This is a genomic window from Streptomyces sp. SudanB52_2052 (genome assembly GCF_964272415.1).
Taxonomy (GTDB): Bacteria; Actinomycetota; Actinomycetes; order Streptomycetales; family Streptomycetaceae; genus Streptomyces; species Streptomyces olindensis.
The window spans coordinates 5,332,255-5,357,244 of the sequence record NZ_OZ186796.1; the positions used below are offsets into that span (position 1 = coordinate 5,332,255).

At 69.6% G+C, this 24,990-nt stretch carries 21 protein-coding genes and 3 pseudogenes; 16 read left to right on the forward strand and 8 right to left on the reverse strand.

Features of this window, described 5'->3' with window-relative positions; translation table 11 throughout:
- Positions 1–714: 714 nt before the first annotated feature.
- The 4 genes and pseudogenes from ACSUPV_RS23875 to ACSUPV_RS23890 form a co-directional block, all read left to right on the forward strand.
- Positions 715–1,350, forward strand: a complete 636-nt coding sequence (locus ACSUPV_RS23875) for a hypothetical protein (protein ID WP_359787033.1) — start codon at positions 715–717, stop codon at positions 1,348–1,350.
- The gene (locus tag ACSUPV_RS23880; protein WP_436948519.1) at positions 1,323–1,853 is read left to right on the forward strand and encodes a hypothetical protein; all 531 of its coding nucleotides are present in this window, start codon (positions 1,323–1,325) and stop codon (positions 1,851–1,853) included. Before ACSUPV_RS23875 ends, ACSUPV_RS23880 begins: the two co-directional genes overlap by 28 nt.
- 87 nt (positions 1,854–1,940) lie before the next feature.
- A complete protein-coding gene (locus ACSUPV_RS23885) occupies positions 1,941–2,552 on the forward strand; it encodes a DUF998 domain-containing protein (RefSeq protein ID WP_037758690.1) in 612 nt (203 codons plus the stop codon).
- Between the two features lie 42 nt (positions 2,553–2,594).
- Positions 2,595–2,731: pseudogene (locus ACSUPV_RS23890) on the forward strand (IS5/IS1182 family transposase); the annotation flags it as partial.
- 18 nt (positions 2,732–2,749) lie between these two features.
- Here the strand turns inward: ACSUPV_RS23890 and ACSUPV_RS23895 are convergent.
- From ACSUPV_RS23895 to ACSUPV_RS23905, 3 genes are all read right to left on the reverse strand, one after another.
- Positions 2,750–3,517 (reverse strand): GNAT family N-acetyltransferase, encoded by a 768-nt coding sequence (locus tag ACSUPV_RS23895; protein ID WP_037758692.1) that lies wholly within the window; start codon positions 3,515–3,517, stop codon positions 2,750–2,752.
- Positions 3,518–4,326: 809 nt separating this feature from the next.
- Positions 4,327–5,028, reverse strand: a complete 702-nt coding sequence (locus tag ACSUPV_RS23900) for a hypothetical protein (RefSeq protein WP_436948520.1) — start codon at positions 5,026–5,028, stop codon at positions 4,327–4,329.
- A complete protein-coding gene (locus ACSUPV_RS23905) occupies positions 5,025–6,425 on the reverse strand; it encodes an SMI1/KNR4 family protein (RefSeq protein ID WP_436948521.1) in 1,401 nt (466 codons plus the stop codon). Before ACSUPV_RS23905 ends, ACSUPV_RS23900 begins: the two co-directional genes overlap by 4 nt.
- Positions 6,426–6,564: 139 nt before the next feature.
- Here ACSUPV_RS23905 and ACSUPV_RS23910 point away from each other — a divergent pair, with 139 nt between their 5' ends.
- Entirely contained in the window at positions 6,565–6,888 is a 324-nt protein-coding gene (locus ACSUPV_RS23910) for a hypothetical protein (protein WP_359787020.1), read from the forward strand.
- A gap of 60 nt (positions 6,889–6,948) precedes the next feature.
- Here the strand turns inward: ACSUPV_RS23910 and ACSUPV_RS23915 are convergent, their stop codons facing one another.
- Together ACSUPV_RS23915 and ACSUPV_RS23920 are read right to left on the reverse strand one after the other, a co-directional pair.
- Positions 6,949–7,518 (reverse strand): DUF4240 domain-containing protein, encoded by a 570-nt coding sequence (locus ACSUPV_RS23915; RefSeq protein WP_037758697.1) that lies wholly within the window; start codon positions 7,516–7,518, stop codon positions 6,949–6,951.
- A 64-nt stretch (positions 7,519–7,582) separates the two neighbouring features.
- Positions 7,583–8,118, reverse strand: a pseudogene (locus ACSUPV_RS23920) (transposase family protein).
- A 124-nt stretch (positions 8,119–8,242) separates the two neighbouring features.
- Between ACSUPV_RS23920 and ACSUPV_RS23925 the strand changes: the two are divergent.
- Positions 8,243–8,827 (forward strand): hypothetical protein, encoded by a 585-nt coding sequence (locus ACSUPV_RS23925; RefSeq protein WP_436948522.1) that lies wholly within the window; start codon positions 8,243–8,245, stop codon positions 8,825–8,827.
- A gap of 268 nt (positions 8,828–9,095) precedes the next feature.
- On the opposite strand, the pseudogene ACSUPV_RS23930 reads toward ACSUPV_RS23925, so the two are convergent.
- Together ACSUPV_RS23930 and ACSUPV_RS23935 are read right to left on the reverse strand one after the other, a co-directional pair.
- Positions 9,096–9,902, reverse strand: a pseudogene (locus ACSUPV_RS23930) (IS5 family transposase).
- Positions 9,903–10,105: 203 nt separating this feature from the next.
- Positions 10,106–11,011 carry a tetratricopeptide repeat protein gene (locus ACSUPV_RS23935; RefSeq protein WP_436948523.1) on the reverse strand — a complete coding sequence of 302 codons (906 nt, stop codon included), beginning with the start codon at positions 11,009–11,011 and terminating at the stop codon, positions 10,106–10,108.
- Between the two features lie 155 nt (positions 11,012–11,166).
- Between ACSUPV_RS23935 and ACSUPV_RS23940 the strand changes: the two genes are divergently transcribed.
- A complete protein-coding gene (locus ACSUPV_RS23940; protein ID WP_078650656.1) occupies positions 11,167–11,934 on the forward strand; it encodes a transposase in 768 nt (255 codons plus the stop codon).
- A 65-nt stretch (positions 11,935–11,999) separates the two neighbouring features.
- On the opposite strand, the gene ACSUPV_RS23945 is transcribed toward ACSUPV_RS23940, so the two are convergent.
- Positions 12,000–13,748 (reverse strand): dolichyl-phosphate-mannose--protein mannosyltransferase, encoded by a 1,749-nt coding sequence (locus ACSUPV_RS23945; RefSeq protein WP_359786961.1) that lies wholly within the window; start codon positions 13,746–13,748, stop codon positions 12,000–12,002.
- Between the two features lie 85 nt (positions 13,749–13,833).
- On the opposite strand from ACSUPV_RS23945, the gene rsmI reads away from it, so the two are divergent.
- From rsmI to ACSUPV_RS23990, 9 genes are all read left to right on the forward strand, one after another.
- A complete protein-coding gene (gene rsmI / locus ACSUPV_RS23950; protein ID WP_359786958.1) occupies positions 13,834–14,679 on the forward strand; it encodes a 16S rRNA (cytidine(1402)-2'-O)-methyltransferase in 846 nt (281 codons plus the stop codon).
- 225 nt (positions 14,680–14,904) lie between these two features.
- The gene (locus ACSUPV_RS23955; protein ID WP_436948524.1) at positions 14,905–15,339 is read left to right on the forward strand and encodes a hypothetical protein; all 435 of its coding nucleotides are present in this window, start codon (positions 14,905–14,907) and stop codon (positions 15,337–15,339) included.
- Between the two features lie 80 nt (positions 15,340–15,419).
- The gene (locus ACSUPV_RS23960) at positions 15,420–16,301 is read left to right on the forward strand and encodes a TatD family hydrolase (RefSeq protein WP_037758703.1); all 882 of its coding nucleotides are present in this window, start codon (positions 15,420–15,422) and stop codon (positions 16,299–16,301) included.
- Positions 16,302–16,495: 194 nt separating this feature from the next.
- Positions 16,496–17,980 carry a ubiquitin-like domain-containing protein gene (locus ACSUPV_RS23965; RefSeq protein WP_436948525.1) on the forward strand — a complete coding sequence of 495 codons (1,485 nt, stop codon included), beginning with the start codon at positions 16,496–16,498 and terminating at the stop codon, positions 17,978–17,980.
- An 81-nt stretch (positions 17,981–18,061) separates the two neighbouring features.
- Complete coding sequence (rsmA, locus tag ACSUPV_RS23970; RefSeq protein ID WP_031117901.1) at positions 18,062–18,949, forward strand: 16S rRNA (adenine(1518)-N(6)/adenine(1519)-N(6))-dimethyltransferase RsmA; 888 nt, start codon at positions 18,062–18,064, stop codon at positions 18,947–18,949.
- Positions 18,946–19,845: a 4-(cytidine 5'-diphospho)-2-C-methyl-D-erythritol kinase gene (locus ACSUPV_RS23975; protein WP_037758705.1), complete on the forward strand. Its 900-nt coding sequence runs from the start codon at positions 18,946–18,948 to the stop codon at positions 19,843–19,845. The genes rsmA and ACSUPV_RS23975 overlap by 4 nt, the downstream gene beginning before the upstream one ends.
- 62 nt (positions 19,846–19,907) lie before the next feature.
- Entirely contained in the window at positions 19,908–21,149 is a 1,242-nt protein-coding gene (locus ACSUPV_RS23980) for a HEAT repeat domain-containing protein (RefSeq protein ID WP_436948526.1), read from the forward strand.
- 71 nt (positions 21,150–21,220) lie between these two features.
- Entirely contained in the window at positions 21,221–23,029 is a 1,809-nt protein-coding gene (locus ACSUPV_RS23985) for an ABC-F family ATP-binding cassette domain-containing protein (RefSeq protein ID WP_031117904.1), read from the forward strand.
- Positions 23,030–23,223: 194 nt separating this feature from the next.
- Positions 23,224–24,984 (forward strand): outer membrane protein assembly factor BamB family protein, encoded by a 1,761-nt coding sequence (locus tag ACSUPV_RS23990; RefSeq protein ID WP_037758707.1) that lies wholly within the window; start codon positions 23,224–23,226, stop codon positions 24,982–24,984.
- The last annotated feature ends 6 nt before the right edge of the window (positions 24,985–24,990 follow it).

Consider the following 24,990-nt stretch of genomic DNA (forward strand, 5'->3'; position numbering starts at 1 on the left):
ATAAGTGGATGAAGTCACCTATGGCTAGCAGGTCACGGCTCTTACCAGGGTCTTTGTGTCAGCGTAGGTCCCGTGCAGTAGGACGGGCCGCGCTGGCCCGGATCAAGGTTGGGCGGGCTCGGTGCCAGTGACTTGCGGATCACCCGCCATGAGTGGCCAAGCAGTTTCGGACGGTCCTGTTGTAGGCCGAGGCGGCTTCCGAGTCCTTCCTCCTGCGGGGTCGCGCTAGTCGCGGTTCGACGCTGCAGAGGCGCGAGGCCGCGCGGATCACCTGTGCCGTGCCACCGACGTGTTGAGCATGCGTTGGCCGACGCACTGCACTGGAGGGCTTGCGGGGACAATGCGACTCTTTGACGCATGACTGCATGGTCCTGGAAATCTCTGACCTTTCGCCCCTGGACCGACTGCACAACCTCCGCTCAGGAACAATAAAACCTGCGAAACCCATCTGCGGCAGCAGGCGGCAAAGGGTGCTGTTTTCGCCATGAAGGGTGCATGGATTCGGCCAGCGGGTAAGTTGAGATTCTGAAGCAGTCGCCTCTCCAACCTCAAGTTTCCCTCAGTGGATCAGCTTACGACGTACCAACGCGGCAACCATCCTATATATTCCACTCATCCCGCCAATTCGGGCGGCAAGGGAAGGGAATCAACTTGCGTAGAGCACCGGTGCGACGCTTACTCGTTTCGGCCACGGTTTTGGCCCTTGGAGCAACGATGACCGTTGCCTCCTATGCGGTCGAGGAACCGGCTGGTCCAGCTCCTGAGGTAGTTTCGCCGGACGAGATTGCTACCGAGGAGACGAGCAGCAGCGTGGTCGAGGGTCCTGAGATGTCGACCCAAGAGCTTGCGATCGAGACAAAGCTCAACGCGCTGCCGGAAGTGGCTGACGAGGGTGATATAGGAACCCAGCGCTGCGACAACCCCTACAAGAAGTGGTATACGCTCTCCGGGCGCAAGCAGAACTATCACATCCCGTCTTGGTGGAACGGCACCTCCTACAAGGATGGACCGGGTGGGACGATCACCGTCGAGGTCCTGAAATCCGGCAAAATCGGTGCCGAGGTGAGCGGAAGCGTCTCGGCCGAGGCCGGTGTCCTCCTTGCGAAAGCAAAGACGGAGTTTGGGGCCAAGGTGATTGGCGAGGTCGGCATCTCGACAGGCCACAAATACTCCCGAGATATCAAAAACGGGCGCTATGGGAATGTGCAGTACGGCACGTGGGGTGAGAAGTACAACTGGACCAAATACGAAACGAGCGCCAACCGCTGCGGCAAGAAGAAGCTCGGGTCCGGTACTACAAAGATGCCGACCAAGAAGGTCGGATGGCGTTACTGGGAAACCAGGTCATGACGCACGGCCTACGGCACTCGCGCCACGGTGCAGTCCTGCTCGCCTCGATCCTTTCGGCTGCGCTCGTCGTTGGATGCAGTGGCGACCACGAGGACAGAGAGGCAAAGGACCCTAAGCCGAGCACGACACCCTCTGCAACCAGTGATCAGACGGAAGCCCTGGAAAAGAAGGTGGAAGAGGCGCTCGGAATTGCCGATGTGGACGACACCAACGGCCAGTTCGTAGAGTCAGGGTTGGAGCGCGTAAGCGATGGAATCCATGCCCGCTCGGCGCTGACGAATGGCAAGTCCTACACGCTAGCGGTTGTCTGCGCTGGGGTAGGTAAAGTTCGTCTCGCCGTGACTGCGAAACGCCCAGTGCGCCAGACCGTGGAGTGCAACAGCGTGCCGGTCCGTCAACGTATCACGAACGCCCCTGATCAGCTCGTGACCGATGTCGAAGGTCTTGAGGGATCAACGGGAGTCATTGGCTGGCGGATCGATGAACTAAGGGGCGTCCCGTAAATGATCACTTGGGGTCGGCCGCCAGACGATGCCACCTCCTGTCAATCAGAGTTGACGCACCCCATCCTGTCAACCTATGTTGACAGGATGGGCAATCAAGTGCTTCTTGCCTGCGGGATGGCTGCTGGACCTCTCTTCACCATCGCGTATCTCGTAGAAGGCGCCGGCCGTGTGGGCTATAGACCGCTCCGCCATCCCGTCAGTTCGCTCGCCCTCGGCCGCGCCGGGTGGGCGCAGACCGTCAACTTCCTCTTCGCGGGCTTGCTATCGCTGATCTTCGCCGTGGGCCTCTGGCGTGATGGGCCTTCCCGCTGGGGTGCCTTACTGATCGGCGCGTGGGCGGTCGGCCTGCTGGGCGCAGGTGTCTTCCGCACGGATCCGGTGAGCGGTTACCCAGTCGGCACCCCCGATCAGCTTCAGCACCCCACCCGTGTCGGGGCTCTGCATGACCTGTTCTCCCTCATCGGATTCCTCGCCCTTGCCGTAGCCTGTTTCGTCTTCGCCCTGTCCAACTCGCTGGGATGGGCCCTCTACTCGATCGCCAGCGGTGTGCTCTTCGCAACCACGATGGCGCTGGCCAGTGCCGCGTTCAGCCAGCATCAACGCTGGGTGGATCTGGGCGGACTGATCCAGCGCGTCTCACTCACGATCGGCTGGACCTGGCAGACGCTGCTCGCCGTGCGCATTCTGTACACCTGACGGTCGTCTCATATCGCTGCTCACGGCAGAGATGATCTTTCCGTGGCTGGTGTGATCACGGCGTCGGAGCCGTCTTGGACAGGCCCCTTCACCGGGCTGAGCCTGCGATGCTTCACCAAGTTGTGAGCGCACTGCGGCGCGAGGGCGCGGACACGGTCCGGGGGGCAGACGGTCGCCCCCCGAGCGGGTTGGCGCGGTCAGGGTTGCTGCGCAGGCGGCAAGGAGAGGTAGAGGCGGGTGCCTTGCGGTCGGTAGCCAGCGCGCTCGTAGACGCGGCGGGATCCTTCTCCGGAGTACTCCAGCCAGACTGATCCGGCTCCCTGGGCGAACATCGCTTCGGTCAGCGCGGCGGTTACTGCGGCGGCGATGCCGCGACCCCGGTAGGCGGGGCGGGTGCCGACGCCGGACAGCTCTGCGGTGCCCTCAGCCGACGGGGAACAGGACGCCCCGCCGACGATGCCGCCCTGCGGGTCGCGGACGAAGCGCACTGCTCCGCCGCTCTGCTGGGTGCGGCGCAGTCGGGCCGCACCCTGTGCGGAGGGGGTGAAGACGCCACCGAATGCCTCGGCAAGCGCGGCATCGAGCTCGGCGAACTCTTCGTCGGTGGTCGGGCTCTCCACACGCGGAGAGTCGGAGGACTGGGGGAGGATCAGCGTGTGGGGTGTGCAGACGAGGTATTCGTGCACCGCCTCGGTGCCGAAGCCTGCCGCCCGCAGGGCCGGTGCCACGGCGGGGGCGGCCTGCGGTGCGAACTCCAGCCGGGGCGGCAGGCCCCGCTCCCGGAAGATCCCGATCAGCGCCGCGACGTCCTGCTCCATCGGCTTGGCGCCGGGTAGCGGGGTCGCGTAGTTCAGGTAGGGGTTGTCGGTATCGGGGGTGAATCCGGCGACGAAGCCGCCGGTCTCGACGACCACGGGACGGCGGCGGAGGTTGGTGACGGCAAAGCTCTGGACCTGGATGTCCATGGCGGGTGTTGACCTCACGAAGTCTCAGGGGTAGCCCCTAACGAACTGGGAAAGTTCGGGGCGCGGGAGCGTGGCGATGCGTCAGGCACCGCGTCGTGGGGCCGCCGTAGGGAACAGCGTGGCAGGCTGAGGCTGCTGCGGAGCAGCGCTCAGGGCCGACGGCGGCCGCTGGGGGACGCCGAGAACATTGGCTTCGTTCCTCACTGTGAGTGTGTCTGCAAGGGCGCAGAGCGCGGCACACTGTTCCACGACCGACCGGTGCGGGCAAGCAGTTTTTCCCGGCCGGCCAGGGAGCGGACGGTGTCACAGGGCCAGACGCCTGTAGCAGATGAGGATGGCGGCCATGCCCGCGAAAGCGAGGAAGTGTCCCACACCGTGACCAGTTCGCCCGGCCGCCCCTCACTTCACAAGGCCCCCTGTTGCGCTACGGGTTGCGGTAGATGTTGCGCCGTTCTTCACAGCGTCCTGGAGTCCGCCCAGGTCACCATGGGTTATGGCGTGGTCGGGCCGCTGACATCCCCGTCGTTCACAGTGACGGAGGGCATGACCCAGATACGCCAGAAACCCGCCACGGGGTGATCTTGAGGTCCTTAGCGGGGTCGCCCCGTCGCCGCCGAAGGTTGCGTGGGAGCGCCCGGAGCTGCGGTTCACCACCGTCTGACTGGGCGCGGCCGGCCGGACTTCTCACCCCTCGGCAACGACGCTTCCAGCACAGCCCATGGTTCGTCCGTCAGATCTCCATGTGCGGCGAACCAAGATCGTCCCATGGTCAGGATCTGCTTTCGGCACGCGCCCCCAGCGCCCCGGCGTCAGTGCTGGTTCACCGGAAAGACGGCCGCCGGATCGCAACGCGCCGGGCAGGCCAGCAGGTAGACCTCGTTGCCGAGGAACAGGAGGTAGGCGTCGTCCCGGATGCTGTAGGGCTGCACCGGGGCTCCGGGATGGACGCCGAACTCCTGATACTCGGGTACCTGGCAGAGGAACGCCATCTCCGTGCCGCACGCGCACCAATACCGCTCGGGCCACTGTGCCCAGGCCGCCGTACCACCCACCTTGAAATGCACGTCGAACGGCCCGTGCGCGTCCACGAAGGGCCGCAGGGTCAGGGCCAGGGCGCGCACGGCCGGTTCGGGCTCCGCTTCCGGCACCCCCGGGTCACGCTGGAGCAGCACCCGCCAGAACGAGCCCGGGAAGGGCGGCTGCGGAGCCTCCCAGAACCGGGGCCCGAGGCGGCCGTCGGCCGTCACCGGGTCGGACGCGTCGTTGTGGTGGGCGCAGTGGAAGACCGACAGGTGTTCTCCGCCGAAGAACTCGATGTCGTCCGGCAGGTCCAGTTGGAAGAACAGGGCCATCCGCTCGCCGCAGAAGCAACGCGGCCACTCCTGGTCGTCGTCGAAGTAGGGCCACCCGCCCAACGAGTTCCGGGCCGGCCGGTCCAGCGGTTCGGTACCGGTCTCGACCCTGTACGCGGGCAGCGGCGCCCACATCTCCTCCACTCCGCCGTCGCTCACCGGGTGCCCCCGGCCGTCCGGTCGGTGTCCAGGTCGCCTTCGAGGACGGTCCGGGTGATCAGGGGGCGGCCCCACAGGGCGAGGAGCTCGTTGGCGAGGTCGAGGACCGGCAACGGGTGCTGTTCGCCCTGCACATCGATGGCGGCGGCCGACAGGCTCCGGGGGACGGCGCCCGCGTTGAGCAGGACGCGCCACTCCTCGGGGCCGAGGCTCAGGTACTCCAGACCCGTCAGCCCGGCGATCTCCAGTGGATCGGCCAGCGTGCCCGGGGAGGCGGTGAGCGTCCGCAGGCGGGGGAGGCCGGCGACCGGGGAGAGGCCGACCGGCTCGCCCTTCCGACCACCGATCCGGAGCACCTCCAGCTCGGGCCGGGCGGCAGCCACCATGTCGCCTGGGCTGTGGGTGCTCACCTGGGCCACCACCGGCGGACGGTTCCAGTCATCGTCCGAGCGCCAGTCGTCGCGGTGGTTGACCACCATGTCGGTAAGGGAGTCGGCGCGCAGTGCGGCCCCGATGCTCCGCTCGTGGTCGATCATGATGACCTGCCCGGCGTGTCCGCCCGGGCCCGGTGTCAGGTCGAGGGCCAGCCGGTCGCCGCCGCCGTTGTCGCCGAAGGCGATCCAGCCGGGCGAGCCGACGAGGCCCTGCACGGCGGCGTCCGGTGCGGTGACGACCGCGTCCTTGGCGGCGAACTGCCAAGGGCAGGGACGGGACCGGGCGTCCGCGATGTAGAGCCCGTCCAGGGGGAAGAGCTCACAGCCGACCGCTTTGCTGACGCGTTCCTGCGCCGCGTAGTCGCCGCTCCAGTCCTGCCACCGCGCACGGGTGACGCGGTAGAGGGCCTTGAGCTCGTCGGGCAGCGTGACACCGAGGCGCGCCTCCGCTGCGGCTATCTCCTCCTCGGTGGCACCGATGGTGTCGGGGAGCCGCTCGTGAAGGGTCCGCTCCAGCAGCGCCGGGTCCGCCGACGGCGCCGGCGCCGCTTCCGGGAACTCCTCGGGCAGGCGCCGCCAGGGCTCGGGAACGGCGCCCTCGACCAGGAGCAGGGCTCCCACGAAAGGGCTTCTGACACCGTGCTCCACGGCGGGCCCCGCATCGATGACATGGAGCACGGTCTTCCCGTCCGGCGCCGTCTCGACCATGTACGAAACGCCGCTCGCGCCGTCGGCCCTGAGGGCGGCCTGGACCCGTGCCACGGCGGTGAACTGGTCCTGCATGTCTGCCACTTGCAGGGCTCGCCCTGGCACTGAGCGCGGCTGTTGCGCGGGCAGGGTCCAACTGCCGAGACTGATCTGGCCCGTGAAGCAACCACCCGGCGCGGCAAGCTGCTCCGCGTGGGAATCCCGCACCAGCCGCAGCAGCGGCTCCCAGGTCGCGAAGTCATGTATTGAGGACAACTGCGCTCTCCGCTCGGTCGGTTGGTTGGCCGGCAGCACTCCTGATCACTGCGTGCGACGCGATCCTAGGACCGGCCACTGACACTGCCGCTCTGTCTGATCTACTGCCTCCCGAGACACGGAGACCGGGAGAAGAGCGATGGGTGTTCTGACCGACTACTTCCGCGCACCGAACGCCGCAGCGGTGGTGCAGTCGCTGGAGGAGACGGACGGCGGATCCCCGCTCCACGCGGAACCCCCGGTGTTCGACGGAGTCGACGCCAAGCGCGTGGATCCGGTCGTCGTCCTGGGGCAGCTGGTCGCCGCCATTCGCCGGACGGAGTGGCGGGTGGACCTGGTGGAGCAGACGACCGTGTGGGCGACCTCCCCGGAACCGGGTCCGGACGGCCCCGAGTCCGAGGACGACCCGTGGGCGACGGGACCGTGGGTGTCGGAACTCCATCCCCTAAGACCTGTCCCGTAATGATCTTTGGAGGAGAGCGGACGGCCTCGGGAGGTTCATAGCCCTGGAGATTGTGAACGGCTAAGCCTCGCCTGGCGTCAGATACAGCGCGGCAAGTCGGGGCAGGCGGCGGTGCATCTCGCCCGGATCGTCGAAGTCAAAGTCCTCGCCCATGTCAACGCTGTCGCGCTCGGGGCCAGGCCGCGCAGCACAGTGCTGATCCCATGCCTCGTAGAAGTCCTCTTCGTCACCAGCGATCCGCTTGAAGGCGTACGCGCTGGCGTAGTTGACCGACTCGCAGAAGAGGACATAGTCGCCGTTGGGGGCAGCAGTGATGACCGTGGGGTGCTCAGCCAGGCTGTCCGGGGCGTCGGCCGCTCGCTCGTACCACTGGCGGCCCAAGGCGATCAGGCCAGCGCGGAAGTCCATGAAGCTGTCGTCCGAACAGCCACCCCCGATGAGATAGGCAGCGGCCCACACGTCCCAGCGCCCGATGGCACCGTGCAGCTCGTCAAAACACTCCTGGTACTCCAGGATGTCCCGCTTGCAGCGGTCAGCCAGCAGGTCGACCAACACCTCGTCGAAAGCGCGGCCGTCCCCGGTGCGCGAGCGCGCTGTCTCGATGATGTTCCAGAATTCATCCGTTTCCACAGCTGTGCACCCTGCCACAAGGGTCAGACAACCGGCCTTGGGCAAAGCGACAACCTGCTGCCTCTCACGCCTCCTGGAGCAGGTTGTGAAGGCGTGCCACGCCAAGCATGGCGTAGTGGACCCCGGAGCCTCTGAGGCGGCAGTCCCGCAGGATCTTCCAGTGCTTCATGCGAGCGAAGACGTGCTCGATGCGAGCGCGGACCTGCTTGTGCGAGTGATTGTGTGCCTCATTCCAGGTTGGAAGGCCAGTCTCTCCCGGGGCGCGGCGGTGCGGGATGACAAGACCAGCACAGTGCCCTTGCGGAACCGCTGGCGGGGCCGCAGAGCAAGCCGTGGGCCTAACCGATCGATGACCCGGTCGGCAGCGGACTTCGAGACGCCGAACAACGGAGCCAGCTGGCGCATCGTCGAGTTGGTTCGCCAGTACGCGATTACCAACAACACCCGGTCTTTGAAGGGCAGGCCCCAGGGGCGCCCCCGGTGGACGGCGTCAGCACCCTCTCGTAGCAGCGCGGCCACCAACTTCCGGAATTTGCGTGGGCTCAACCCGGTGAACGGGGCTATCCAGGACGGCTCCGACGCCGAGATCACACCAGCCACACCAAGATCATCACACTCGGCAGTCGTTGCGGGACACCACTTAGTAAGAGGTCATCTCAATTGATTCGGCCGCGCGCTTGAATGCGGGTGGCATTGACGGATGGCTCTGCCGCATGATCACGCCATGACGAGTCCTGCCACCTTCCGAGGCCAGAGCAACTGGTCCGGCGGCTACTACGAGCTGGCCATAGAGGTCGGGTCGAGTGATGATGCCCGGATTCAAGCCATCCTGAGTGCTCTGTGGTCTGCCGCAGACGTCCACGGGTGCTTCGGGCGGAGAGACCGCGAACCTGAGGAGCAGGATCCCGTGCCGTGCACGGTGGGATCACTGACCGAGTTCGGACACTTGTACGGTCAGGTTTGCCTGCCGACGGGCCAACTGGTCGTCTGCGGTTGTGTGGCGATCCGGGGCGGCGATGAAAGCAGCGACTGGCTGGACTTCTACGTCCCCGTCGGTGCGCTGGATCAGGCGGGCCTTGCCTACTGGGACGGTCGGCCGTTCTTCAGGTCTGACGTTATGGACGAATGGCTGGCTGCCATCGGGGCCGAAACCTTCAAGAGCGCCTCCTTCAGCCTGGGGGTTATCGGTTTCGAGGTCTCCGGTTGCACTGACGCATCGACCCTGGCGGGGAAGCTGCCGCAGAGGCGTGACATCGGATACCTGCTTCCGCAAGGCGACGTCCTGCATTATGGCGCGGCGAACACCTGAGTCTTGTCGCCCCGCGTGGGCATGAGCCTGCGGTAGCAGGCGAGGGCGCAGGCGATGCTGGTGAAGGCGAGGAAGTGGTCGGCCTTGCGTTCGTAGCGTCGGTGGAGGCGAAGGAGCCTCCGGCACCACCCGTTGGAACAGCTCCCACAACTCGTCCGGCACCAGCCGCTCGACAATCCCCACCACAGCCCGCAGCCTACCGAACCGACCAAATGACATGACCTCTAAGAACCGCTAACGAAATGATTGACGGGGGCACTAACAACGGCTAACACAATGAGCCGAGTTGTCGGTGAGCGATGAGGCAGCAGGCGAGTTTGAGGAACGCGTCGTGCATGTCCGCCCGCCGTTCCCACCGGATCCGCAGGCGTCGAAAGCCGTGCAGCCACGCAAAACTCCGCTCGATCACCCAGCGGTAAGGTACCCAGCCCGGTGCCGTGTCGGGTGCCACGGCGGGCGATGGCCGGCACGATGCCGCGCTCGCGGACCTGGTCGCGGTAGATGTCGTGGTCGTAGCCGCGGTCGGTGAACAGCGAGTCTGGCTTGCGGCGCGGACGGCCCACTCGGCCGCGGACTGGCGGGATCGCGTCGAGCAAGGGCGTGAGCTGGGTGACGTCGTTGCGGTTGCCGCCGGTCAGCAGGACCGCGAGCGGGGTGCCGTGTCCCTCGGTGATCAGGTGGTGCTTCGAGCCGGTCCGACCCCGGTCGACCGGCGACGGGCCCGTGTGACTCCCCCTTTTAACGCCCTCACGTGCGAGGAGTCGACCACACAGCGGGACCAGTCGAGCTTTGCCGCTGCGTTCAGCTCAGCTAGCAGGACCTCGTGCAGCCGCTGCCACACGCCGGCCTCGTTCCAGTCCCGAAGGCGTCGCCAGCACGTCACGCCTGAGCCGAAGCCAAGCTCCTGGGGCAGGTACTCCCACTGGATCCCGGTGTGCAGCACGTAGAGGATCCCGCACAGCGTGTCCCGGTCCGGCAACGGCTTGCGGCCCGGATACCGAAAGCGGCGCTCACGCTGCGGCAGCAACGGCTCCAGGCGGTCCCACAGCTCATCCGACACGATCCACGGCGACATCCCCACGACAGACCGAACGCTCAACTGCCCTGTCAGCAACGGCCATCAGCGCCGATCCACCTCATTGTGTTAGCCGTTATAAGACCTGTCCCGTAACTGATCTTCGACTGCAACAGGTGGGTCCTCCTGCACTGGGGAGCTCCGGCTTGGGTCGGCTGCTCGGCACTTGCTGGCCGGAGCTGCTGCTCGTGATGAGCAGAGCCTCAGTTGTTCTGGATGCGCCGGGCCGCGGCCACGAGTTCGGCAGGCAGCGCGGGACCAGCACACGCGTGATCAATCAGCAGGTCCCGGTACGAGTCGTTCGGTAGATTCGGCGCCAGTTCGATGAGTTCATTCAGGTCGGCACGCGAGCCGGTCAGTCGTGCACGGTAGGCAGCCCCGGCCGCGCGAAGTGAGAGCTCAGTCGGTTCGTACCTCATCCCCTGATCGATCAGCCGGACCGCAGACGTGAAGTCGCCCTGCTCAGCACGCACATCGGCCAGGTCGAGATAGAGCGACCAGTTGGCCGGTTCCAGGGCAAGAGCGCGCTCGAACGCCGCCACGGTCTGCTGAAGATCATCCAGCTTGCGCCACGTGCCCGCTCGCACAACTTCCGTCAGCATGATCCGCTCAACGGAGTCCGCCTGGTCGCAGAGGGCAAACGACGCATCGGTGAGACCACATGCCCGCAGCAAGATCGCCATCTTGGCCAACGCCTCCGGCAACGGCTGGCGGGCAGAGACCACGTCGATGGCTTCGAACCAGGGCCGAAATCGTTCCCGCATGCTTTCGGTGTCCAGATCACGGCCGTAGTCCATCGTCCGCATTGCGGCCTCGGCCAGCGCATCGGCACTCACCACACCGAGAAATCGTGCATCGCTGAACCAGGGGGCTTCGGCCCAGGCGATGTCGGGTCGCACACCCGTGACCGATCCGATCGCCAGCGCCGCGCCGTCCATGTCGTCCTGGAGGAAGCTGATGTACGACTGCGCCAGTACCGTCCTCAAGGAGTCGGCACCCTGAACGACCTCGGCCAGCTCCGACGGCTTGTCCCTCCACAACTCGGCAAGAACCGCATAGGGCTCGGGGTTCTCAGGTGCGGAGGCGATGGCACCCGCCAGATAGTGCACGGCTGCTGATGGGCTGCCCCCGCAGTGCGCCATCACCCGCGCCAGACCTACTCCAGCTGCTACCGCCCGATTCGACATCGTCCGAGGGTATCCCTGGTCCGACCTCTGTCGGCCGTCCCCCCATGGCTCGCTGGGTACGATGCCATGATCTTGTTGTGGCAGGTGTGATTGCGGCGTCGGAACCGTCCTGGATAGTCCCTTTCACCGGGCTGAGCCCGCGGCAGTTCCGCAAGCTGATCACCGCGCTGCGGCGTGAGGGCGCGGACCCGGTCCGCAAGGGCCGGCCCTGGGGGCTGCAATTGGAGGACCGGGTTCTGTTGGTCGCCGCTTACTGGCGCACGAACCTGACACTGAGGCAGCTCGCCCCGCTGTTCGGGATCTCAAAGTCCGCAGCCGACCGCATCATCGGGCATCTCGGTCCCCTGCTCGCGCTCCGGCCGCGCAAGCCGTTCCGCAAGGACGCCGTGCTCATTGTGGACGGCACCCTGGTGCCCACCCGCGACCACACGGTCGCCGAGCAGTCCAAGAATTACCGGTACTCCACCAACCACCAGGTCGTCATCGACGCCGACAGCCGTCTGGTCGTCGTGGTCGGCCGGCCCGTGCCCGGTAACCGCGCCGACTGCAAGGCATGGGAGGAATCCGGCGTTAAGGCCGCCGTCGGCCGCACCATGACCATCGCGGACGGCGGCTACCCGGGCACCGGCCTCGTGATGCCCCACCGGCGCCAAAACGGCGAGGAACTCCCGGACTGGAAGCATGCACACAACAAGTCCCACAAGCAGGTCCGTGCCCGAATCGAGCACACCTTCGCCCGCATGAAGACCTGGAAGATCCTGCGCGACTGCCGCCTCAAAGGTGAAGGCGTACACCACGCCATGAGCGGCATCGCCCACCTGCACAACCTCGCCATCGCCGGGTAGACGAGGGTGCCGCACGGCGACCGACCTGGCCCATACCCATTCGAAGACCAGTTACGGGACAAGTCTTAGACCCACGTGTCCAGCCACATCCGCGCCCGCCAGTCGTCGATCGGGATCGCCTGGCCCGTGTACAGGGGCCAGAAGTAGATGAAGTTCCAGGCGATCAGCAGGACCAGGACGCCCGCGGCCGTGGCGCCCGCGACGCGGCGGGTGTCGGAGGAGCGGGGCGGGCCGATGATCGCGCCGAGGAGCATCGCCACCGCCAGGCAGAGGAACGGCAGGAAGACGACGGCGTAGAAGAAGAAGATCGTGCGCTCCTGGTACATGAACCAGGGCAGGTAGCCGGCCGCGATGGCGCAGGCGATGGCGCCGGCGCGCCAGTCGCGGCGGAAGAACCAGCGCCACAGCACGTACAGGACGGCGAAGCAGGCGACCCACCACAGCAGCGGCGTGCCGAGCGCGAGGACCTCGCGGGCGCACTTCTCGCCGGCGTCGGCGGGGCAGCCGTCCTTGCCGGGCGCCGGGGACTCGTAGAAGTACGACACCGGGCGGCCGAGGACGAGCCAGCTCCACGGGTTGGACTGGTACGTGTGCGGCGAGGACAGCCCGACGTGGAACTCGTACACCTGGTGCTCGTAGTGCCACAGGCTGCGCAGCCAGTCGGGCAGGAAGGTCCAGCTGCCGCCCTTGCCGTCGGTCGCGGCCCAGTTGCGGAAGTAGCCGCCGGAGCCGTCCGTGGCGGACAGGATCCAGCCGGTCCAGGAGGCGAGGTAGGTGACGAGCGCCACCGGGACCGTGGCGATGAAGGCGAGGTTCATGTCACGCCGGATGACGGCCTTGTACGGGTGCCGGGCACCGGCGACCCGGCGCGAGCCGACGTCCCACACCACCGCCATCAGGCAGAACGCGGCCAGGACGTAGAGGCCGTTCCACTTCGTGCCGATGGCCAGGCCCAGCATCAGGCCCGCCGCCCAGCGCCAGGGCCGCCATCCGAGGCGGGCTGTCTCGGCCGTGTGCCGGTCGGGGCGGACCCGGCCGTCGGCGTCCGCCGGGAGCGCGGCGGCGAGTTTCTCCCGGGCCTTGTCCCGGTCGACGAGCAGACAGCCGAACGCGGCCAGCACGAAGAACATCAGCACGCCGTCGAGCAGCGCCGTGCGGCTCATCACGAAGTGCAGGCCGTCCAGCGCCATCAGCGCGCCGGCGAGGCAGCCCAGGAACGTCGAGCGGAACAGCCGGCGGCCGATCCGGCACAGCAGCAGCACCGACAGCGTGCCGAGCAGGGCCGTCATGAACCGCCAGCCGAAGGGGTCGAACCCGAACATCAGCTCGCCGAGCCCGATGACGTACTTCCCGATCGGCGGGTGCACGACGTACGCCGCGTCCGTCGGGAGCGTGACGTTCCCGCCCGACGAGAGGATCAGATCGTTGGCCTTCTTGTCCCAGCTGAGCTCGAACCCGCGGTGGACGAGCGCCCACGCGTCCTTGGCGTAGTACGTCTCGTCGAATATCACCGCCTTGGGGCTGCCCAGGTTCCAGAAGCGCAGTACCCCGGCCAGCAGCGTGACCAGCAGCGGGCCGACCCAGCCCGACCAGCGCACCAGCCGGCCCGCGAGGGCGTGCGGGACGCCGAGCGCCGCCCACAGCCGCGGCGAGGGCTCCGTGTACGGCGGCACCAGCCGGTCACGGACGTCACGGGCGTCGCTTCTGGGCTGCCCCTGGTAGCCGAAGCGGCGCAGCCGCTGCTGCCAGGGCGGCCGCTGCTCGTGCGGCGCCTGGCCCTGCCGGGTGTCCGTCGAGGACGCGGTACTGGTCACCGCGCCATCGTAGGGAACCGTTCTGTGTGAGTCCCGTGCATGGCCGGTATGCGTCCCCAACCTCCGCCCCTGGGAGGATGGGGGCGTGACCGGAACCCTCGTACTCGCAGGCACCCCCATCGGCGACATCGCGGACGCCCCGCCCCGGCTCGCCGAGGAACTGGCCGGAGCCGATGTCGTCGCCGCCGAGGACACGCGGCGGCTGCGGCGGCTGACCCAGGCGCTGGGCGTCACGCCCAAGGGGCGGGTGGTGTCGTACTTCGAGGGCAACGAGTCCGCGCGGACGCCCGAGCTGGTTCAGGAACTGGTGGACGGGGCGCGGGTGCTGCTCGTCACGGACGCGGGGATGCCGTCCGTGTCCGACCCGGGGTACCGGCTCGTCGCGGCCGCCGTCGAGCGGGATGTCCGGGTGACCGCCGTGCCCGGGCCGTCCGCGGTGCTGACCGCGCTGGCGCTGTCCGGGCTGCCCGTCGACCGGTTCTGCTTCGAGGGGTTCCTGCCGCGCAAGGCGGGGGAGCGGCTGGGGCGGCTGCGGGAGGTGGCCGGGGAACGGCGGACCCTCGTGTACTTCGAGGCTCCTCACCGGCTGGACGACACGCTCGCGGCGATGGCCGAGGTGTTCGGTGCCGAGCGGCGGGCCGCGGTGTGCCGGGAGCTGACCAAGACGTACGAGGAGGTGCGGCGGGGCGGGCTGGGGGAGCTGGCCGCCTGGGCCGCGGAGGGTGTCCGCGGGGAGATCACCGTGGTGGTGGAGGGGGCGCCCGACAAGGGGCCCGAGGAGGTCGGGCCCGAGGAACTGGTGCGGCGGGTCCGGGTCCGGGAGGAAGCGGGGGAGCGGCGCAAGGAGGCGATCGCCGCGGTGGCGGTCGAGGCCGGTGTGCCGAAGCGGGTCGTGTTCGACGCGGTGGTCGCCGCGAAGAACGCCGGCTGACAGTCGCGTGGTGCCGTGCAGCCAGGGGCGTAAACACCCTCTGAGCAGGGCGCATGTCGGATGAGCGTGCGCCCCATGGGTCGGCAAAGGCGACGGGGGTCTCGGGCAAGGAACGCCCAAAACAGCGCCAACAGTCGACAGGTCTGCTGCCTTCGGTCCGGCTGAGGAGTCCACTGGGGTGCGGGGACGGAATCGTCCTCACGCCACAGCGGAACAGGAGCTGGCATGAGTGAGATCGCAGGGCAGACCGGGCTCCGCGCCGGTGCGAGCGCCGTCGTCAACGAGTCGTACTCCTTCGCCTGCATGCGCTGCGGGTACGGCTGGGAGCAGTCGTACGAGATAGAGCACCATACGGACGCCGCGGGCCACGAGTTCGTCCTCTACGTCGCGGACGGCCAGGTCGTGCCCTCCCCGTTGAGCAAGCCCACGTGCCAGAACTGTGACGGTCACGTCGTGCGGATCATGCGGCCCGGCCGGGTCGCGTCGGCGCGCAACGCGGCGCACCGGCCCCACCGCGTGCCGCCGCCCGCCGGGCCCGTGGAGGCCCCGGCCGCGGCGGCCGAGTCCGAGTCCGAGTCCGAGTCCGAGCAGGACCGGCCCGAGGGCCACCACTGGCACCTGTCCGACCTGCTGCACCCCTTCCAGCGCAAGGCGAGCTGACCCGTCCGGCTCCCTTGTCCGACGCCCTCCCCGGTCCTCCCCCATCGGGGAGGGCGTACCCCTTTCGTAGGATCGGGGGCATGCCTGCGAACGACCCCGACAAGCACGCCGCGCCCCCGCTGCCGGACCCCCTCCGGGTGCCGGTCGCCGACTCCCACACCCACCTGGACATGCAGTCCGGCACGGTCGAGGAGGCGCTGGCGAAGGCGGCGTCGGTCGGAGTGACGACCGTCGTGCAGGTCGGCTGCGACCTGAAGGGCTCCCGCTGGGCGGCCGAGACCGCCGCCGCGTACGACGCCGTCCACGCGACGGTCGCCCTGCACCCGAACGAGGCGCCCCGCATCGTCCACGGCGACCCCGACGGCTGGTCGAGGCAGGGCGCGCGCGAGCCGGGCGGGCAGGCGGCGCTGGACGACGCGCTCGCCGAGATCGACCGGCTGGCCGGGTTGCCCCAGGTCAAGGGCGTGGGTGAGACCGGCCTCGACTACTTCCGCACCGGGCCCGAGGGCAAGGACGCGCAGGAGCGGTCCTTCCGCGCCCACATCGAGATCGCCAAGCGGCACGGCAAGGCCCTGGTCATCCACGACCGCGAGGCCCACGCCGACGTCCTGCGCGTGCTCAAGGAGGAGGGCGCCCCCGAGCGGACCGTCTTCCACTGCTACTCCGGCGACGCCGAGATGGCCGAGATCTGCGCGAGCGCGGGCTACTTCATGTCCTTCGCCGGCAACGTCACCTTCAAGAACGCCCAGAACCTGCGGGACGCGGTGGCGGTCGCCCCGTTGGAACTGCTCCTCGTGGAGACGGACGCGCCCTTCCTCACCCCGGCGCCCTACCGCGGGCGGCCGAACGCCCCCTACCTCGTGCCGATCACCGTGCGGGCCATGGCCGAGGTGCGCGGCATCGACGAGGACGCGCTGGCCACGGCACTCGGGGCGAACACGGCACGCGCGTTCGGTTACTGAGCCGCGGCATTCCCGAGGCATCGCCGCAGCACCCCTGCGGCACCACGCCGGCACCTTCGCGCGACCTCAGCGCCACCCCGGCCGCACGACTGTGCGTAGTCGCGTCGCTTTGGAGAGTGACGGCCGCTCCGCTAGGTTCTGGGGGCCCGATCCGGACCCCTCTGGACCCCCTCCGGCCCCTGGAGCGTGTCGGCGTGAGCAACTCGCAGTACGAGACGTACGAGATGTACGGCCCGGCCCACGCCGGCCCGGCCTGCACGGACCCCGTGTACGGCGGTTTCGACGCACCGCCCGCCGATCTGCACAGCGCCGAGATGCTCGGGTACGGGACGCCGGGGGCTTCCGGGAAACCAGGGGCTCCCGGGACACCAGAGGCCTACGGGGACACGTACCGGCCCGCCTACGAGGTGCCGACCCTGCCCGAACTCCCCCGGCAGGGCACTCCCGGCGACGAGCCGCTGCCCGAGTCGGGTACGACCGGGGCGCGGGCCGGAGCACGCGCCGCGTCGCGCACCGGCTCGCACCGCAGGTCCGCGCGCCGGCGCAAGACGCGGTACGCCGAGCGCCCGGACGGTTCCAAGCGCCCGGACGGTTCCATGCGGCGGCTGCTCCCGCAGGCCCTGGTCGTCGCCTTCCTGGCGGGCGGCACCACGGCGTTCGTCGCCAAGGACAAGGCGATCGAGCTGAACGTCGACGGCAAGGCACGCACGCTGCACACCTTCGCCGACGACGTCACCGAGCTGCTCGCGGAGGAGGGCGTCGAGATCGGCGCCCACGACGTGGTGGCCCCCGGCCCCGGCACGGAGATCACCAGCGGGGACGAGGTGGCCGTGCACTACGCCCGCCCGGTGCGGCTCACCCTCGACGGTCACCGGCGCGAGGTGTGGACGACGGCGCACACGGTGGAGGGGGCGCTGCGGCAGCTGGGAGTGCGGCAGGAGGGCGCGTACGTCTCCACCTCACGCTCCCGGCGCATCGGGCGCGAGGGACTCGCCCTGGACGTACGGACCGAGCGCACGGTCACGATCATGGCGGACGGCCGGGCCCGGACCGTCCGCACCAACGCGGCGACCGTGCGGGAGGCCGTGGAGGAGGCCGGGATCACCCTGCGCGGCCAGGACACCACGTCCGTCCCGCAGGGGAGCTTCCCGCGCGACGGGCAGACCGTCACGGTGCTGCGCATCACCGGAGGCAAGGAGGTCCGCGAGGAGGTGATCCCCTTCCAGGTGCGGCGCACGGAGGACCCGACCCTGTTCAAGGGCACGGAGGTCGTGGAGCGTGCGGGTGAGCCGGGGCTGCGCCGGGTCACCTACTCCCTGCGCACGGTCAACGGCGTCAAGCAGAAGCCGCGCCGGGTCAGGTCCGAGGTGGTGCGCGAGCCCCGCCCGCAGGTGGTGAAGGTCGGCACCAAGCCGCGCCCCGAGTCCGTGCAGGGCGCCGACCACCTCGACTGGCAGGGCCTCGCGGCCTGCGAGTCCGGCGGCCGCCCCGACGCGGTCGACCCGTCGGGCACGTACGGCGGCCTCTACCAGTTCGACACCCACACCTGGCAGGCCCTGGGCGGCCGGGGCCGCCCCCAGGACGCCCCGGCGGCGGAACAGACGTACCGGGCGAAGAAGCTCTACGTGCGGCGGGGCGCCAGCCCTTGGCCGCACTGCGGGGGGCGGCTGCGCGGGTAGGTCGGTGGCACGGTCGGCCGGCTGCACCGCTAGGCCGGTGGCACGGGCGGGCGGGAACGAAACCCCCCGTACCCTTGTCCCGTGACCAGCCCCACCCCCGACGCCCTCCTCGGCCCCGCCGACATCCGAGAACTCGCGGCAGCCCTCGGCGTACGCCCCACCAAGCAGCGCGGACAGAACTTCGTGATCGACGCGAACACGGTCCGCCGGATCGTCCGCACCGCACAGGTCCACCCCGACGACGTCGTCGTCGAGGTCGGCCCGGGGCTCGGGTCCCTCACCCTGGCGCTGCTGGAGGTCGCCGACCGGGTCACGGCCGTGGAGATCGACGACGTGCTCGCCGCCGCGCTGCCCGCGACCATCACGGCCCGCATGCCCGAGCGCGCCGACCGGTTCGCGCTGGTCCACTCCGACGCGATGCACGTCACCGAGCTGCCGGGCCCCGCCCCGACCGCGCTGGTCGCCAACCTCCCCTACAACGTGGCCGTCCCGGTCCTGCTGCACATGCTCGACACCTTCCCGACCATCGACCGCACGCTCGTCATGGTCCAGTCGGAGGTCGCCGACCGGCTCGCCGCCGCGCCCGGCTCGAAGGTCTACGGCGTCCCCTCGGTCAAGGCCAACTGGTACGCCGAGGTCAAGCGCGCCGGCGCCATCGGACGGAACGTGTTCTGGCCGGCGCCGAACGTGGACAGCGGCCTGGTCTCCCTGGTCCGCCGGACCGAGCCGATCAAGACGACGGCCACCAAGGCCGAGGTCTTCGCCGTCGTCGACGCCGCCTTCGCCCAGCGCCGCAAGACGCTGCGGGCCGCGCTCGCCGGCTGGGCCGGATCCGCCGCGGCCGCCGAGGAGGCCCTCGTCGCCGCCGGGGTCTCGCCGCAGGCCCGGGGCGAGTCGCTGACCGTGGAAGAGTTCGCGCGTATCGCCGAGCACAAGGCGAACCAGCACCAGGAGAAGGAGCCCGCGTGAGCGTCACGGTCCGCGTCCCCGCCAAGGTCAACGTCCAGCTGGCGGTCGGCGCCGCCCGCCCCGACGGCTTCCACGACCTGGCCAACGTCTTCCTCGCGGTCGGCCTCTACGACGAGATCACCGTCACCCCCTCCGACGCGCTCCGCGTCACCTGCGAGGGCCCCGACGCCGACCAGGTCCCCCTGGACCGCACGAACCTGGCGGCGCGCGCGGCGATCGCGCTGGCCGAGCGGTACGGCCGCAGCCCCGACGTCCACGTCCACATCGCCAAGGACATCCCCGTCGCCGGCGGCATGGCGGGCGGCAGCGCGGACGGCGCCGGCGCCCTGGTGGCCTGCGACGCGCTGTGGGAGACCGGCGCCTCCCGGGAGGAACTCCTGGAGATCTGCGCCGAACTGGGCAGCGACGTGCCGTTCAGCCTGGTCGGCGGTGCCGCCCTCGGCATCGGGCGCGGCGAGCGGCTGACGCCCCTGGAGGTCGGCGGCACCTTCCACTGGGTGTTCGCCATGGCCGGGCGGGGCCTGTCCACCCCGGCCGTGTTCCGGGAGTTCGACCGGCTCGGCGAGGGCACGGACATCCCCGAGCCCGTCGCCTCCCAGGAACTCCTCGCGGCCCTCGCCAAGGGCGACCCGGACGCGCTCGCCGCGGCCGTCTCCAACGACCTGGAGCCCGCCGCCCTCTCCCTCTTCCCGGAACTCGCGGACACCTTGGCCACCGGCCGGGCCGCGGGCGCCCTCGCCGCCCTGGTCTCCGGCTCCGGCCCGACCACGGCGTTCCTCGTCCGCGACCCCGAGTCGGCGGCGGCGGTGGCGCAGGCCCTGGTGGCGTCCGGGACCTGCCGGACGGTGCGCACGGCCTCGGGCCCGGCGCCCGGGGCGACGGTCGCCGGACGTTAATCACGTGCCCGGGCCGCCGCCGTCCCCTTAGGCTCACCCTTTTCCGGAGTGGGGGAGCAGGCGTGGCGGACCTGGTCGCGGCCGTACGACGAGGAGACCCGGACGAGGTCCGAGCCCTGCTGGAGTCGGGCGCCGACCCCGAGACCCTCGCCGACGGCCTGCCGGTCCTGTGCCTGGCCGTCGCCGCGTACGACGAACCCGTCGCCGAAGCGCTGCTGGAGGCCGGCGCCGACCCCCTGCGCCGGCTGCCCGACGGCACCACCCCGCTGCTGCGGGCCGTGGACGGCGGGTCCCACCTGCTGACCTACGCCCTCGCCTCGCACCGGATACCGCTCCCGGCGCCGGTCCGCGAGGAGCTGCTGGCCCGTGCCCGGCACTGGACGCAGGCCGGTGTGGAGGCGGAGCTGCGCCGTCTCACCGGCCTCACCGGGCCGATCGAGCGGATCCGGGTCGAGGACGGCGAGGTCGGCTGGTGGTGCGAGCAGCTCACTCTCGGCGGGCTGACCGTGCGCGACGAGCACCGGGCGGTCCTCACCTCCATGGAGGCCCGCTACGGCATCCGCACCCCCTTCGACGACCTGGTCGCGCGGGCCCTCGCCCACCCCGACCGGGACCACGTCGTCTGGTCGGACGTGGTGTTCACGCTCGGCCGCCGGGTCGACGAGGAGACCTGGCAGTGGAGCAGGGACCTGCTCAACCACCCCGACCGGCTGCACCGCCTGCTCGCCGCCGACCTGCTGCTGTCGCTGATCCTCGGCGACATCGCCACGGGACGCGCCCCCTTCTGGGAACGGGGCAGGGAACTCGTGCCCTGGGCCGAGCAGGAGGAGGACCCGGAGGTGCTGGCGGTGATCCTCCAGGCGATGACCCACGACAGCGCCCCGGAGATCGAGGCCGTCGGACTGTCACACCTCGCCCACCCGGACCCCAGGGTGCGTGCCCTGGTGCCGGACACCCTGGGCCACTCCGAGGACGGCCCGTCCCAGGTCCGCCCCGAGAGCCTCACCGCCGTGCTCACCCTGGCCCGCGACGAGGACCCCGCCGTACGCGAGGCGGCGTGCCGCTGGCTCGGGTACCACCGGGGCCGCGAGCCGGAAGTGGGGGACGCGCTGGTCGCCCTCACCCACGACGAACGGCAGCCGATCCGCATCTGCGCCGTGTCCGGCCTCGCCCACCGCGACGATCCGCGCTGTGTGGAGGCCGAGCACCGGATCGGCCCCGTCGACCCCGAGCTGCCGTTCGACGAGCGGCTGATGGACGTGTGGCGCTACCAGCGCCGCCGGGAAGCAGCCTCCCCCTCCTGAACACCCCGGCCGGAGCACCCCGCCGCCCGACTACCCTGGAGGGTCGATCCATCCCCCTCGTCAGGAGCGAAATGGCCGTCAACCTGGTCAATGTCGAGAACGTCAGCAAGGTGTACGGCACCCGCGCCCTGCTCGACGGCATCTCCCTCGGCGTCTCCGAGGGGGACCGCATCGGCGTCGTCGGCCGCAACGGCGACGGCAAGACCACGCTGATCCGGATGCTCGCCAAGCAGGAGGACGCCGACACCGGGCGCGTCACCCACTCCGGCGGCCTGCGCCTCGGCGTGCTCACCCAGCACGACTCCCTCGACCCCGGGGCGACCGTGCGGCACGAGGTCATCGGCGACATGGCCGACCACGAGTGGGCGGGCGACGCCAAGGTCAGGGACGTCCTGACCGGCCTGTTCGGCGGCCTGGACCTGCCGGGCTTCCCCAAGGGACTCGACACGGTCATCGGGCCGCTGTCCGGCGGTGAGCGCCGCCGTATCGCGCTCGCCAAGCTGCTCATCGAGGAGCAGGACCTGCTCGTCCTGGACGAGCCCACCAACCACCTCGACGTCGAGGGCATCGCCTGGCTCGCCCGGCACCTGCAGAACCGCCGCTCGGCGCTGGTCTGCGTCACCCACGACCGCTGGTTCCTGGACCAGGTCTGCACCCGCATGTGGGACGTCCAGCGCGGCACGGTCTACGAGTACGAGGGCGGCTACTCCGACTACGTCTTCGCCCGGGCCGAGCGCGAGCGCATCGCCGCGACCGAGGAGGCCAAGCGGCAGAACCTCGTCCGCAAGGAGCTGGCCTGGCTGCGCCGCGGGGCGCCGGCCCGTACGTCCAAGCCGCGTTTCCGGGTCGAGGCCGCCAACGAGCTCATCAAGGACGTGCCCCCGCCCCGGGACAGCAGCGAGCTGATGCGGTTCGCGTCCTCCCGGCTCGGCAAGACCGTGTTCGACCTGGAGGACGTCACCGTCCAGGCCGGCCCCAAGGTCCTCCTCAAGCACGTCACCTGGCAGCTCGGGCCCGGCGACCGGATCGGCCTCGTCGGCGTCAACGGCGCCGGCAAGACGTCCCTGCTGCGGGCCATGGCCGAGGCCGCCCGGACCGACGGCGAGGCACAGCCCGCGGGCGGCCGCGTCCGCGTCGGCAAGACGGTGAAGCTGGCCTACCTCTCCCAGGAGGTCGCCGAACTCGACCCGAACACGCGCGTGCTGGAGGCCGTGCAGCAGGTGCGCGAGCGCGTCGACCTCGGCAAGGGCCGCGAGATGACCGCCGGGCAGCTGTGCGAGACGTTCGGCTTCACCAAGGAGAAGCAGTGGACGCCGGTCGGTGACCTGTCCGGCGGTGAGCGCCGCAGGCTCCAGCTGCTGCGCCTGCTCATGGACGAGCCCAACGTCCTCTTCCTCGACGAGCCCACCAACGACCTCGACATCGAGACCCTGACGCAGCTGGAGGACGTCCTCGACGGCTGGCCCGGCTCGATGATCGTCATCTCCCACGACCGGTTCTTCATCGAGCGCACCACCGACCGGGTGTTCGCGCTGCTCGGCGACGGCGCCCTGCGGATGCTGCCGCGCGGCATCGACGAGTACCTGGAGCGGCGTCAGCGCATGGAGGAGGCCGCGGCCGCCTCCGCCCCCGCCGCGGCACCGCGGACCGCCACCCCGGAGAAGAGCGCCGCCGACCAGCGCGCCGCCAAGAAGGAGCTGCAGAAGATCGAGCGGCAGCTCGACAAGGTCTCCGACCGGGAGACCAAGCTGCACGCTCAAATCGCCGAGAACGCCACGGACTTCGCGAAGGTGGCCGAACTGGACGCAGAGCTGCGGGAGTTGGCCGGCCAGCGCGAGGAGCTGGAGCTGCGCTGGCTGGAACTCGCCGAGGACGCGTGAAGGGTGCGTGAAGGCGCATAACAACGGCATCACGGGCCGGTCCTCCCTTGGGAACAGGGGATGACACGGCCCGGTGTGCTGTCGGTACCGGGTGATAGAAAGAGCCGTCTGAGAACTTTATGAAACGACTCTGAGCCCATCGCGTACCTCAGGGCGTGGCTAAAAATCAGTGATCGAAACGGGGGAAGCGACTGATGACTCAGCCGCCCAATCAGCCACCGCACGGTGGTTTCGGAGCACCGCAGGACCAGCCGCCGCAGGGCGGAGGTTTCGGAGCACCGCAGACCCCGCCACCGCCCCAGGGCCCGCCCCAGGCCCCGCCCCCGCAGGGCCCGCCGCAGCCCGGGTACGGCTACCCCCAGCAGCCCCCGCAGCAGCCCGGGCCGTACGGCCAGCCCGGACCGTACAACCCCGGCCCCTACGGCCAGCCCCAGCAGCCCGGGCCGTACGGACAGCCCGGCTACGGCTACCCGCCGCAGCCGCAGTACCCCGGCGCGCCCGGTACCCCGCCCCCGGGCGGCTCCCGCAACCCCTTCAAGGGCAAGCCGGCCCTCGTCATCGGCGCGGCCGTCGCCGCGCTGCTCGTGGTCGGCGGCACGGTGTGGGCGGTCACCGACGGCGACTCCGGCGAGGGGCAGAAGAAGCCGGTCGCCCAGCAGAGCGACGACGCCAAGCCGGACGCCTCCGCACCGGCCAACCCCGGTGACGGCAGCGGCGACGGCGGCGAGGACCCGGAGAACCTCAACGAGGGCCGCCAGGCCGGCGAGGCCAGGGTCCTCTGGTACAAGGAGGCGCCCGACGCGCCCGGCTCCGGCGCCGAGGCCCCCGGCATGTGGATCACCGGCAAGACGGCGGTGAAGGCGGCGTACAAACAGCTCCTCGCCTACGACGTCGGTGACGGCAAGCCGTCCTGGGACGCCATCACCTTCCCCAACAAGATCTGCGCGACCACCCCGCAGCAGACGTCCGACGGCAAGATCGTCGTCGCGTACATGAGCGGCAGCAGCGACCGCGCCAAGTGCAACCAGCTGCAGGAGATCGACCTCGACACGGGTGAGAAGGGCTGGACCCAGAAGGTCGCCGACGGCGCCCTGTTCGACTCCACGCTCTCCGTCGAACTGTCCATCACCGGCAAGACGCTGATGGTGGGCCGCTCCCAGTCCGGCACGGCGTACGACGTGACCAACGGCGACAAGCTCTTCGACAAGAAGCGCTACGGCAGCGCCTGCTTCCCCGCCGCGTTCGCCGGCGGCGAGAAGCTCATCGCCGTCTCCTCCTGCGGTGCGGGCACCGACAAGGAGCACGACGAGGTGCAGGAGCTCGACCCGCGCACCGGCAAGGTGAAGTGGACCCAGCCGTTCGACAAGGGCTGGCGGGTCGCGCGCACCTACTCGGTCAGCCCGCTGGTCATCTACAGCACCAACGAGGACAAGAAGGCCTGGAACATCTCCACCTTCACCTCCGGCGGCAAGTTCCGCTCGCAGGTCGCCTTCGACGAGGACTTCGCCCCCGAGTGCGGCTGGGCCATCCTCGAGCGCGACCTCACGGGCTGCCAGGGCGTCGCCGTCGACGACACCACGCTCTACCTGCCGACCGAGGCGACCACCGGCGCCAACGAGATCGTCGCGGTCGACCTCGCCAACGGCAAGGAGAAGTGGCGCGTGAAGTCCCCGGCCGACGAGTCGATGCTGCCCATGAAGGCCGAGGGCGGAAAGCTCATCGCCTACGTGCAGCCGTCGTACGACGCGGGCGGCCGGATCGTGTCCATCCCGACCGGAGGCAGCAGCCACAAGCCGGTCACGCTGCTGCAGAACCCGCAGGGTGCCGCGGACATCGAGGACAGCTTCTTCTCCAAGGACATCGACTGGGTCGACGGGCGCTTCTACATCTCGACCACCCGGCTGAGCGGAAACGACGACACCAAGGAGAAGTTGATGCTCGCCTACGGCAAGTGACGCCGC

What these genes read in the sequence shown, in the direction of transcription:
- ACSUPV_RS23875 (WP_359787033.1), top strand. Translation starts at nt 715, where the DNA reads ATGACCGTTGCCTCCTATGCGGTCGAGGAACCGGCTGGTCCAGCTCCT.
- ACSUPV_RS23880 (WP_436948519.1), top strand. Translation starts at nt 1,323, where the DNA reads ATGGCGTTACTGGGAAACCAGGTCATGACGCACGGCCTACGGCACTCG.
- ACSUPV_RS23885 (WP_037758690.1), top strand. Translation starts at nt 1,941, where the DNA reads ATGGGCAATCAAGTGCTTCTTGCCTGCGGGATGGCTGCTGGACCTCTC.
- ACSUPV_RS23895 (WP_037758692.1), bottom strand. Translation starts at nt 3,517, where the DNA reads ATGGACATCCAGGTCCAGAGCTTTGCCGTCACCAACCTCCGCCGCCGT.
- ACSUPV_RS23910 (WP_359787020.1), top strand. Translation starts at nt 6,565, where the DNA reads ATGGGTGTTCTGACCGACTACTTCCGCGCACCGAACGCCGCAGCGGTG.
- ACSUPV_RS23925 (WP_436948522.1), top strand. Translation starts at nt 8,243, where the DNA reads ATGACGAGTCCTGCCACCTTCCGAGGCCAGAGCAACTGGTCCGGCGGC.
- ACSUPV_RS23955 (WP_436948524.1), top strand. Translation starts at nt 14,905, where the DNA reads ATGAGTGAGATCGCAGGGCAGACCGGGCTCCGCGCCGGTGCGAGCGCC.
- ACSUPV_RS23960 (WP_037758703.1), top strand. Translation starts at nt 15,420, where the DNA reads ATGCCTGCGAACGACCCCGACAAGCACGCCGCGCCCCCGCTGCCGGAC.
- ACSUPV_RS23985 (WP_031117904.1), top strand. Translation starts at nt 21,221, where the DNA reads ATGGCCGTCAACCTGGTCAATGTCGAGAACGTCAGCAAGGTGTACGGC.
- ACSUPV_RS23990 (WP_037758707.1), top strand. Translation starts at nt 23,224, where the DNA reads ATGACTCAGCCGCCCAATCAGCCACCGCACGGTGGTTTCGGAGCACCG.